The 11,510-nt window shown below is 30.8% G+C and carries 13 protein-coding genes; 6 read left to right on the forward strand and 7 right to left on the reverse strand.

Annotated elements, in window-relative coordinates; translation table 11 throughout:
- Positions 1-62: 62 nt before the first annotated feature.
- Positions 63-695, forward strand: coding sequence for an outer membrane beta-barrel protein (locus tag BM253_RS10890; RefSeq protein WP_091523814.1), 633 nt, complete (start codon positions 63-65; stop codon positions 693-695).
- A gap of 59 nt (positions 696-754) precedes the next feature.
- Here the strand turns inward: BM253_RS10890 and BM253_RS10895 are convergent, their stop codons facing one another.
- Positions 755-1,225 (reverse strand): DinB family protein, encoded by a 471-nt coding sequence (locus BM253_RS10895; protein ID WP_091523817.1) that lies wholly within the window; start codon positions 1,223-1,225, stop codon positions 755-757.
- A gap of 154 nt (positions 1,226-1,379) precedes the next feature.
- On the opposite strand from BM253_RS10895, the gene BM253_RS10900 reads away from it, so the two are divergent.
- The gene (locus BM253_RS10900; protein WP_091523820.1) at positions 1,380-2,273 is read left to right on the forward strand and encodes a lysophospholipid acyltransferase family protein; all 894 of its coding nucleotides are present in this window, start codon (positions 1,380-1,382) and stop codon (positions 2,271-2,273) included.
- Between the two features lie 149 nt (positions 2,274-2,422).
- On the opposite strand, the gene BM253_RS10905 is transcribed toward BM253_RS10900, so the two are convergent.
- The 6 genes from BM253_RS10905 to BM253_RS10930 form a co-directional block, all read right to left on the reverse strand.
- A complete protein-coding gene (locus BM253_RS10905) occupies positions 2,423-3,184 on the reverse strand; it encodes an META domain-containing protein (protein WP_091523824.1) in 762 nt (253 codons plus the stop codon).
- A 215-nt stretch (positions 3,185-3,399) separates the two neighbouring features.
- Positions 3,400-4,146 carry a 3-oxoacyl-[acyl-carrier-protein] reductase gene (fabG, locus tag BM253_RS10910; RefSeq protein ID WP_091523827.1) on the reverse strand — a complete coding sequence of 249 codons (747 nt, stop codon included), beginning with the start codon at positions 4,144-4,146 and terminating at the stop codon, positions 3,400-3,402.
- Between the two features lie 37 nt (positions 4,147-4,183).
- Entirely contained in the window at positions 4,184-5,473 is a 1,290-nt protein-coding gene (locus tag BM253_RS10915; protein WP_091523830.1) for a Na+/H+ antiporter NhaC family protein, read from the reverse strand.
- A gap of 74 nt (positions 5,474-5,547) precedes the next feature.
- Positions 5,548-6,441, reverse strand: coding sequence for a transporter (locus BM253_RS10920; protein WP_091523834.1), 894 nt, complete (start codon positions 6,439-6,441; stop codon positions 5,548-5,550).
- Positions 6,438-7,106: a spermidine synthase gene (locus BM253_RS10925; RefSeq protein ID WP_091523837.1), complete on the reverse strand. Its 669-nt coding sequence runs from the start codon at positions 7,104-7,106 to the stop codon at positions 6,438-6,440. Before BM253_RS10925 ends, BM253_RS10920 begins: the two co-directional genes overlap by 4 nt.
- Positions 7,107-7,574 (reverse strand): helix-turn-helix domain-containing protein, encoded by a 468-nt coding sequence (locus BM253_RS10930; RefSeq protein WP_091523840.1) that lies wholly within the window; start codon positions 7,572-7,574, stop codon positions 7,107-7,109. It lies immediately after the preceding gene.
- 282 nt (positions 7,575-7,856) lie between these two features.
- Between BM253_RS10930 and BM253_RS10935 the strand changes: the two genes are divergently transcribed.
- The 4 genes from BM253_RS10935 to yaaA all read left to right on the forward strand — a co-directional run bounded on the left by BM253_RS10935 (position 7,857) and on the right by yaaA (position 11,451).
- Positions 7,857-8,945 carry a M14 family zinc carboxypeptidase gene (locus tag BM253_RS10935; RefSeq protein WP_091523844.1) on the forward strand — a complete coding sequence of 363 codons (1,089 nt, stop codon included), beginning with the start codon at positions 7,857-7,859 and terminating at the stop codon, positions 8,943-8,945.
- A 133-nt stretch (positions 8,946-9,078) separates the two neighbouring features.
- Positions 9,079-9,558, forward strand: a complete 480-nt coding sequence (locus tag BM253_RS10940; protein ID WP_091523847.1) for an Lrp/AsnC family transcriptional regulator — start codon at positions 9,079-9,081, stop codon at positions 9,556-9,558.
- 54 nt (positions 9,559-9,612) lie between these two features.
- The gene (locus BM253_RS10945; RefSeq protein WP_177205769.1) at positions 9,613-10,599 is read left to right on the forward strand and encodes a metal-dependent hydrolase; all 987 of its coding nucleotides are present in this window, start codon (positions 9,613-9,615) and stop codon (positions 10,597-10,599) included.
- An 87-nt stretch (positions 10,600-10,686) separates the two neighbouring features.
- Positions 10,687-11,451 (forward strand): peroxide stress protein YaaA, encoded by a 765-nt coding sequence (gene yaaA, locus BM253_RS10950; protein ID WP_091523854.1) that lies wholly within the window; start codon positions 10,687-10,689, stop codon positions 11,449-11,451.
- Positions 11,452-11,510: the final 59 nt, after the last annotated feature.

Consider the following 11,510-nt stretch of genomic DNA (forward strand, 5'->3'; position numbering starts at 1 on the left):
CAAAATTATAGAAAAGATGTTTTTCTGTAAAAAAAAACACAAATTATTTTAACTTAAAACACATGAAAAAAACACTTTTTATTGCCTTAATGGCATCTTTTACTGTAAATGCACAAGTTAGAGAAAAAGGGGAAGTTGAGGTTTCGCCTTTTATTGGAGTATCTACTGCAAATTATTTTGGCGATGTTGGTATGATGAACGAAGCTGTTGTTAACCCTTATTTTGGTGCAAATTTAGATTTGTATTTTAATAATAGATGGAGTTTAAAAACGGGAGTTGAATATCAAACAATGGGATCTCAGGGGGAATCTTACGGGTTTTATGGATTTGAATCTTTTGAAGAAAAAATAAATTTTGTTTCGGTACCAATCCATGCAAATTATCATTTTTCTAAAAACAGAAGATGGTATTTAAATTTTGGTCCAACAATCAATTTTCTTACAGAAGCAACCTCTAACGGAATGAATATGAAAGAGGGAATCACCCCTGTTCAATTAGGTTTAGGTTTAGGTATTGGATATAAAATTTATGTTAATGAACGCTTTAGCATTGGTATTGATCATCAAGAATATATAGGTTTTACAAATAACTTAAAATCAAAATATAATAATAATGATTTATTTATTGGAAATTATTTTGGTAGTTTTAGTGTGAAAGCAATTTTTAAGTTAGGCTCATCGGAAAGTGAAAAATAATAAAAAGACTTCAAAATTTGAAGTCTTTTTAATTTTAATAACCAAAAATAATATAATAACTATTCTCGCTCCCAAAAGAAAGGTGGTTCAATATTTAAGCTTCTTAAATAAACGTAACCTTGTCCGCGGTGATGAACTTCATTGTCAACGAAATATAAAATATTCTGAATTACCGGAAATTTGTATTCGCCGAACAAATTGAAATCTTCCTTAAAACGATCTTCAGAAATCTGCATAAACAAATCATTGATTTTTGGCGTAGCATCGTCCCAAGCGTTTAATAAATCAGCTTTAGTTTTCAGTGGTAAATTGTGGTTGTAACCTTCGGTAGAATTTTTTACAATTCCTTCTAAACCAGGAACAGCGATAGATAACAGTTCTTTAACCAAATCGGCAAACGTACGCATTCCGCCAATGCTGTATTCAAAAAGTTCTTTTTCTGGGAAAGCTTCAATAACTCTTCTTGTTAATGCTCTGTGACCTTGCCAGTGGTTTAATAATTCTTCGTTTGTTAAAATGTTTGCTTTCATAATAATTGATTTAGATGTTTATTTTCAGTTCAAAATTATGAAGTGGTTTTGACAGCTGTATGTCATGCGATTTCTTTTTTTTACTAATGTTAAAACATTTTAAATAAAATCCTGTAAATAATTAGATAGGCTTATCTTTGCAAAAATTTCTTTAATGAAATATCTTTTATTTATTGTAATATATGCTTTGTTGTGGTGCATTTCAAAATTGCCATTTAAAGTATTGTATCTACTTTCGAACGTTTTTTATTTTTTAATATATAAAGTAGTAAAGTATCGAGTTAGAACGGTTCGATACAATTTAGAATTAACTTTTCCACATTTATCGGTAACTGAAAGAAAAGCAATTGAACGAAGATTTTACATTCATTTATGCGATTTATTCCTTGAAATGATAAAAACCATTACCATTTCGCCAAAAGAATTAGACAAACGCTTTGTTTTTAAAAATGTAGAACTAATGAAAGCCTACGAACAAAAACAAAAAAGCATTATTTTAATGTTACCGCATTACGGAAATTGGGAGTGGGTGATAGGTTTGGGGCAACATTTACAGTTTAAAGGTTTTGGTATTTATAAAGCATTAAAAAATAAACATTTCGATAAATTGTTTAGAGATATTCGTTCTCGTTTTAATGCCGAATTGATTGATACACACCACACAACAGGTGCTATTCGTGAAAATCAGGCAAAAGGATTATATGGAACCTATTTGTTTTTAAGTGATCAAACCCCATTGTTAAGAGAGAAACTTCATTGGGAACCATTTATGGGGATTGATGTGCCAATACACATGGGTGCCGAAGTTTTAGCCCGAAAATTAAATATGAATATTTTGTATTTAAAGGTTGATAAAGTAAAACGCGGACATTATGAAGCTACTTTTTCTGAAATTACCGATGATATTAAAAACGAACCAAAATACAAACCTACAAGAATATTTTTAGATAAAATAGAAGAGCAGATTAAAACGAAACCCGAATATTATTTCTGGACACATAAACGTTGGAAACACAAAGACCAAAAAGATCAATTTGAAACTAAATAATTTCGATAAAAAAGAGTGTCCGAAAAGTAAAAGATAAGCGAATTTATCTGTCATTCCAACGAAGGAGAAATCTCTAATAATCAAAACTTAGATTCTTCGACTACACTCCGTTTCGCTCAGAATGACACTTTTTGTACAACCTCTTTTGTTTATTCTTTCTTGAAAATCATTTTTAGATCATCGCTTTTAAAAAGATGCAGTTCGTTATCAATAATTTTATATTTGGTAATAGTTGCAATTTCTTTTAAAAATTCGGTTTCCATGTTTTCGTGCACACACATCATACGTGTTACAGCTAATTTAGAAAATCGAATGTATTGGTTATCAAAGAAAATAGCTCCGTTAAAACCGTTACAGCTTGCATTACCGCTTACATGTTTTTCTTCGTTTTCAAACTGTAAATAAGGTGTTTTAAGATATTTATCTTGCGGTATTTCGTTACCATTAAAACTAATTAAGTTCCATTTACCTTGTAATTTTAAAGGAATAATGTAATTACCGCAACCGTTTAATTTTAATTCGTTTTCTTTTGTAATGATCGAAACTTCGGTTTTATAATCAAACTCGGTGTCTGACATTCCATCAGAACAAGATTTTTGTGTAATGGTAACGCGTAACTGTTGGTTTCCTTTTTCAGATCTTATCAATTGAACATTTGCATCTTGTGCTTTATCGATACTATTAACTGGAAAAATTTCCGACTTTCCATCAATATCTTTATAAACAATAAAATCATCGCTTATTTCAATGTTCCAAAAAGGTTCGGTTCCCAATCCTTTAAAATACGGATCGAACGTTTTTTCATTGAACTTTTTTGCAGAAGATGTATTATCAACAGTAGTTTGTTTGCTTTTACAAGAAAACATCAATGCACATAAAAAAACAGCGATGAATAAATGTATCTTTTTCATAGTAAAATCTTTTACATTAAATGTACTAAAAAATGATGTAATATGAATTTGAAGTAATAGTAAATGTTGAAATATTTAAATTAAGTTAATGCCCGTCACTTCGAGTAGCGAAATGAAATGGAGCGTATCGAGAAGTTCTCGACAAGCTCGAACGGACGAATATTATATACTCACTAAAATAAAAAAAACCTTCTGAAAAAGAAGGTTTTGATATATTATGTTAACATTCCGCCATCAACATTTATAACTTGACCGGTAATGTAGGTCGCTAAATCTGATGCTAAGAACACACATGCGTTTGCGATATCTTCTGGAGTTCCACCACGTTTTAATGGAATAGCGTCTGTCCATCCTTTAACGGTTTCTTCGCCTAATTTTGCTGTCATTTCAGTTTCAATAAATCCTGGGGCAACCACATTACAACGAATGTTTCTTGAACCTAATTCTAAAGCTACCGATTTAGAAAAACCAATAATTCCGGCTTTTGATGCTGCGTAATTTGCCTGACCCGCATTTCCTTTCACACCAACAACCGAACTCATGTTAATAATCACTCCGTTTCTGGTTTTAAGCATGGTTTTTTGAACCGCTTTGGTCATGTTAAAAACCGATTTTAAATTTACATCCATTACATTGTCAAAGTCGGCTTCGCTCATTCGCATCAACAAATTATCCTTTGTAATACCGGCATTGTTAATTAAAATATCAACAGTTCCAAAAAATTCTAACACCTGATCAACTAAAGATTGTGCTTCGTTAAAATCTGCTGCGTTAGATTTGTATGATTTTGCCTTAACACCCAAAGCTGTTAATTCTTGTTCTAAAGCAATGGCAGCTTCTTCTGATGAGCTGTATGTAAATGCTACATTTGCACCTTGTTTTGCGAAAGTTAAAGCAATGCCTCTACCAATTCCACGAGTTGCTCCTGTTATTATTGCGGTTTTTCCTTCTAATAATTTCATGTAATAGTTTTTAACACTTTTAGGCAAATATAATTATTTAAACTGTTTTTTCTAATCGTTTTTCATTCTTATTCATAAAAAATACAATGTAAATAATGCTTACAATTAATAGAATGATTAAATAGTAACTTTTAGAAACCAAATCTATAAAACTGATTTGCTGATTTATCAAGGCAAGCAATATTAAAACTTGCGCACCATAAGGAATAAATCCTTGCGTTATACAACTGAAAATATCTAATAAAGATGTTATTCTAATTTTGTTTAGATTAAATCGTTCGGAAATCTGTCTTGCAATTGGTCCGCAAATCAGCAACGCAATGGTGTTATTTGCAACAGTCATGTTAATAAAAACGATCATTGATATTATAGATGAAACTGCTACCCATGGTTTTTTACTTTTTGAAATAAGCGATAAAACATTTTCAAACCCTTTATTTTTTTCGATTAGGTACGATAATCCGCCAATTAACAATGAAAGCAAAGAAATTTCGAAGGTAGATTGCATTCCATCGAATGCTAATTTAGAAATCGACAAAAAGGACAAGTCTTGAAAAAACGCAATGATTATAGCCAATAAGCAGCTAATTGTTAATACAACTAATACGTGTAAACGGCATAGTGCCAATACTACAATGGCTATATAAGGAAGTAAAACAACAGCTGTTTTATCGCTTTTGTGGATGATGCTTGAAGTAAATTCGGGTTGATTGAAATAAATAAAAACACACGTAATTATTGCAGCAGTAACTGCTATTAGTCCGTTTGCTTTAAATTTATCAATCATTTTTACACCCATAGTTTGGGTTGCTGCAATAGTAGTGTCTGATATTATAGATAGATTATCGCCAAACATGGCGCCACCCAACAAACTGCCCGAAAGTAGAATTAAAGCATCGGTATTACCGCTTGATAAACCTGGCAAAAGTGGTGCTAAGGTAACAATTGTACCAACCGATGTTCCTAAAGCAAAAGATATTAAGCAGGATATTACAAAAAAAGCAATGAATAATATCTGCGGAGTAATATGGTTTAAAATCAGTGCAACCAAATAATCTACACTGCCAATTTCTTTTGTAATAAAACTAAAAGATCCGGACAAGAAAAATATAAAACACATGGTTAATATTTGATTTTTGCCGGCACCTTTTAAAAATTGGTCGATATTTTTATTAATTGATCCTTTAAAGTAGATTATTGCAAATGCAACTGCACCAAAAGCAATAATAACGGGCGATAACGCGTAAAAATCGTTATAATAAATTCCTGAACTTAAATATATTCCGAAAAACAAAAATAAGGGGAGGAAATTCTTTAAAATTTTCATTAAAAAAGTTTTTTTACAGAACAAATGTAAGGTTTTTGTTTGGAAAGAAACTTTTTAGATTGCTTGATTTTCTATTAAAGTTCCATAGGATCTTTAAACTCGTATTTTTTATGATTTCTCCACGAAGCGCCAATTCCTGCCTGAATTTTATGTGGAGTATTTTCTAGACTTGTTCCACCAAAAGCATCAATCTGTAAATTTTGATGAATTTTATAGGTTAATCCACCTTTTAATGAAGCATCATTCATAAACGGAACTGCAATATTGTTGTATTTACGATCGATAATTCCCTGATGTTCGCCAAAAATGCTCCATCTGTCGCTTAAACCTAACGATGCTGTTACAATATAGCTAATATTTCTAAATTCATCTTCGGTAACATTTTCGCCAATAAAGTTATAGGTAAGGCTAAAACGTTTGCTTAAATGTTGCTGGGCAATAAGCATGGTTTTTAAGCCAACTTCTGGTAATTCTGGGTAATAAATATTGTGTTTAAAATTAAATTGTCCGCCTGCGTAAATCGATATTGCCGGAATTAATCTTCCCCATTTAAAGCGCTGATTCGCTTTCCAGCTGTAAACATTTCGCTTTTCAACGTAATATTTGTAATGATCGTAAATTAAAAATTTCGCCCCAAAGTTCAACTGACGAAAACCGCTGTTGCTTACATCGACATTGTAATCGGTTTGATTGTAACTGCTAAAATATAAATCGGCAACAAACTCTAAATTTTCAAGCATTTCGCCGTATCGCAACTGTAAATTAAAATTGTTATAAGTATTTACTTTTTCGGTATGAAATTCATCGTTTTGATAGGTGTATCCACCTTCAATCTGAAAAATTCCTTTACTAACGCTGTACGCGCCCATAGAAGAACTCGGACGGTTTGTGTTGATGTCTTTTGTGTATTGAGCCTTTGCAGAGATCGACCCTAACAAAACAATAGCTATAAAAATGTACTTTTTCATTTTATTTTTTTAGTGATAATTAAGTGATTGTGCCCGTATAAGTTTGCAAATTCTTCAACAGAAAAATATCGTTTTAAATTTTCGACAAACTTTTTGTTTCGTACTTTGTGCACATCACTTAAAATAAAGGTATTAAAAATTATGCTTCCGTTGAAATGTAAAACATTGTAAACCGATTTGATAAATTCAGTCTGAAAAACAAATTCAGGAATGGTAACATCATTAAAAAGATCAACAATAATAAGGTTATAACGCTCTTTAATGTATTTTAAAAAAACGTTGGCGTCGTTATTCACAATTTCAAATTTGCTGTTCGGAACAATATCGAATTCTTTCATGGCAACTTCAATAATAACCGGATCAATCTCAACAGCAGTAATACTTGCATGCGATTTGAAGTTGGTTCGTAGCTGCTTTACTACATCGCCACCGCCCAAACCTAAAATCAAAATCAATGTTTCTTCATTGCGAAAATCAGTTGTGACCGATCTTAAGCCTTTCTGCAAAACCTTTCCCAGATTTCCGTACGAATAGTTGGTGTTTGTAGTATCCAGAATTTTTTTACCGTTCAGCCAGTTAATTTCCAAAACACCGTTGTAGGTAGATTGGTAGGTGCGTTCGGGAATTACATTTAAATAACTAAAATACTTTTTTAAAATACTCATTTACGGATTGTACTTTTTAAAACTTCCGTCGTTGTAAAAAATAACGATACAGTCAATTTCTTTAGATTGGAAAGATAAAATGTTTTTTGGATTCTCCGTTATATTTTGACTGATATTTTTAGGTTCGATTTCTTCCGTTTCTATTTTATTTTGATCTTCATTTTCGATTTCATTTACCGTTTCAACTTCCAAAATTTCATCTAAAACAGGTGTTTCAATTTGATCTTTTTCGATTGATTTTGGATGAATTTCAGTTATCAAAAAAGGCTCTTTTTCGTAAATCAACCATTCTAAATTTAGGGTAGGAAAGGTGGTATGCAACTTCATTATAAACTCTAAACTCGGTTTGTTTCGCTCCGAAATAAGATGCGAAATAGTTGCCTTTGGAACCAAAATTCTATCTGCCAGTTCGGTTGTGCTTAAACCAAAATAATGCATTATTTTTTGTAGCTGTTTACTAAATTTCATAAGAAAATGTGGCTTTTTTGTTTAAAAATACGCTTTACAAATGTAAACAAAAGTGTTTTTACAAATGTAAACTAAATTATTTTACAATTGTAAATTCAATTAATTATATTTAAGTAAAAGTTTATGTAAATATATTTAATGTATTGATTTTAAGTTTTTAATTATACAAATATTAGTTTTTGTTAAAAGCTAAAATTAACATTTGTTTACAAAAATAAACAGCTGTTTAAAAATGGTTTTATTAGAGATTGATAGTATATTTGGAAAAAATTAAAAACAATCATGCAATTTTTAAAGCAACAAGAAATTAACGAGCGTTACATTACAAATTTTAGGTTAGAAAGTCTTTTAGAAAATCTTGATCAAGATATTTTTAAAGTATCGGTTGCCGGTAAAAGTGTGTTGCAGAAAAACATTTACCGAGTAGATTTTGGAACAGGAAATTTCAAGATTTTATTGTGGTCACAAATGCACGGAAACGAAACCACCACAACCAAATCGGTTTTTAATTTTCTTGAAAAATTGAATGAATCTAAAAATGCAGATTGGTTGAATTTTTTCTCGTTTACTTTTCTCCCAATTTTAAATCCAGATGGTGCCGAAGCGTTCACTCGTGTTAATGCAAATAATGTCGATTTAAACAGAGATTCAGTAGATCTTTCGCAACCCGAATCACAATTACTTCGTTCTGTTTTTAATGAAGTACAACCAAATCTGGCATTAAATATGCACGATCAACGCACTATATTTTCTGCCGGATCAGATCCAAATCCGGCAACATTGTCGTTTTTAGCTCCGGCATTCAATGAAACTTGTGATATAAATGATGTAAGAACATTTGCTATGCAATTAATTGCCAATATGAACGATGTTTTAAAGAATTATGCACCAGCTAATATCGGCAGGTTCGACGATTCTTTCAATATAAACTGTATTGGCGATATGTTTACACACTTAAATGTACCGACCATTTTGTTTGAAGCCGGTTTTGCATCAAACGATTATCAACGCAAAAAAGCCGAAAAATTGGTTGATATCAGTTTAGAAACCTTGTTAAACAGTCTCATATCGCAAGAATATAAAAAGTTTTCAATTGACGATTATCTACAAATTCCTGAAAACGAAAAAAACTTTGTCGATTTAATTATTCAGAATTTTTCTACCACAAATAGCAATTTTGATGATAAAAATGAACTTCCAATCGTATTTAAAGAAGAAATTGTTAGTGGAGAATTAGTTTTAAAACTAATTATAGATTTTGATTCTGCACCGAATTATAAATATGCCCATACGGTTTTAAACCTTAAAAAACAAACCGTTAACAATGAAAATGACCTTGTTAAAGCGTTAATTAATGTAACGATATCGTAGTTTTTTGGTAGTTAGTTGTTAATGATTTGCCAAAATCTAAAAATATTTTATGCTTTTCTATATTTTTTTTAATAATTCATTGTATTTTTGCCTTCATTAAAGATTAAAAAAAATAATTGATAAAAATTGTTATATGAGTAAGTTTCGATTAGATGAAATAGATCACCAGATCTTAGATATGTTGATTGACAATACTAGGGTGCCTTTTACAGATATCGCAAAGAAGCTGTTAATATCGGCAGGTACGGTACACGTTCGTGTTAAAAAAATGGAAGATGCAGGAATTATCCAAGGTTCTTCATTAACGTTAGATTATGAAAAATTAGGATATTCATTTATTGCTTATGTGGGAATTTTCTTACATAACACATCGCAAACAAAATTTGTTTTAGAGCGTATTAACGATATTCCTTTTGTTACCGTTGCTCACGTTACAACAGGTAAATTTAACGTTTTCTGTAAAATTCGTGCAAAAAACACGCGTCATGCAAAAGAAGTTATTTTTATGATTGACGATATCGAAGGAGTTTACAGAACAGAATCTATGATTTCGTTGGAAGAAAGCATTAACGATAAAAAACGTTTAATGCACACTATTTTTAAAGATATGTAATTAAAATATATTGTATTTTTGAACTGCTCATTCACAAAAATGAGCAGTTTTTTTATGGATTCATTTACACAAATAGTTTTAGGTGTAAGCGTTGCACATGTTGCTTTAAATAAAAGTGTTGGTACAAAAAAAATAGTTTTGCTTGGCGCGGTTGTTGCCACTTTGCCCGATTTGGACATTTATATTGCCAAGATTTTTAACGATCCGCTTACCGAAATTGAAATTCATCGAGGTTTTTCTCATTCCATTTTGTTCTTTTTGTTGTTAAGCGTTGCAATTACCTATCTGCTAAAAAAAGCTTTTAAAGAAACCACAAAAAAGCAACTGTTTATAACTACATTTCTTATTCTGTTAACACATTCTCTGTTAGATGTTTTTACAACTTGGGGTACGCAACTTTTTTGGCCATTTCCAGAAAAAATAGCATTAAAATCAATATTTGTAGTCGATTTGTTTTATACTATTCCGCTTTTAATGGGCGTTGTTTTAGGATTAATGAACAAACGAAAAACATTCACTTATGCCGGATTAATATTAAGTTCCCTATATTTAATTTGGGGATTGATCATTCAGCAGGTGGTAAAAAGTAGAGTAGAAGGTCAGTTTTATACACAATATCCTTCAAAAAATATAAAAGCGACAGTAAAACCTACATTTTCAAACAGTTTTTTATGGAATGTAATTGTTCAGGATGTTGATGGATTTTATATTTCAGATTATTCTATTTTCGATTCAAAACAAATGACTTTTCAATATTTTCCTCAAAACAAAAAGTTAATCGATCATTTAAATGATGATAATATCAATCGATTAAAAGAAATATCCGAAAATCAATACATTATTACAAAAAATAAAAACGGATTGGTTTTTAATGATTTACGTTTTGGATTGCTTAAAAATACCGATAATGAAGTGCAGTTTGCTTTTTCTTATCAGTTGATTCTGACAGAAAATGGCTACAGCGTTAAGGAACTTCCAAAAGACAAACGCGACGGAATGCAGCTTTTGAAAAACATTTGGTATCGAATTTTTAATATATGAAGTACTACTTTTTGAAAGTTTAATCTGTGTAAATTTGTGAAATCTGTGGTAACATCACAGTAGCAATTATAAAAATTATAGTATAAAATGAAAATAATTATATCGCCGGCAAAATCGTTAGATTTCGAAACTCAATTGCCAGTAACTACGCATACAAAACCAGTTTTTATCAAACAAAGTAAAGAAATACATAAGGTTTTAAAAACATTAAAGCCTGCGGATTTAAGTAATTTAATGGATATTTCTGATAATTTGGCAGATTTAAATTGGCAACGAAACAAAGCAAGAAAATATAAGTTGACAGAACTTAACGATATGGTTCGCCAAGCAGTTTTTGCTTTTAACGGCGATGTTTACACGGGTTTGAATGCTTATACATTAACCGAAAAAGAAATTGATTATTTACAAAATAACTTAAACATACTTTCGGGTTTATACGGTTTGTTGAAACCTTTAGACGCCATTGAACCTTACCGATTAGAAATGGGTATAAAACTGCCAATTGCCGATAAAAAAGATTTATACGATTTTTGGAAAGATACTGTTACAACAGCTTTAAACAAAGGTTACAAAAAAGGTGATGTGTTGGTAAATTTAGCCAGCAACGAGTATTTTGGAGCAGTTGATAAAAAAACACTCAAAGCAAAGGTTATTACTCCTGAATTTAAAGATTACAAAGACGGAAAACTGAAAATGATTAGTTTTTTCGCTAAAAAGGCTCGTGGGTTGACGGTTCGCTACATGGCAGAAAATAATATTACTAATGTAGAAGATATTAAACAGTTTAATGTAGAAGGTTATGGTTTTGATGCTAATTTATCAACCGATACCAAATGGGTTTTTACGAGATAACTCTTAAAACATTTTGATTTATAGATTAGTTTTAGGAATTTTGGCAAACTAAGAAAAAA

Source organism: Paenimyroides ummariense, assembly GCF_900115115.1.
Lineage (GTDB): Bacteria > Bacteroidota > Bacteroidia > Flavobacteriales > Flavobacteriaceae > Flavobacterium > Flavobacterium ummariense.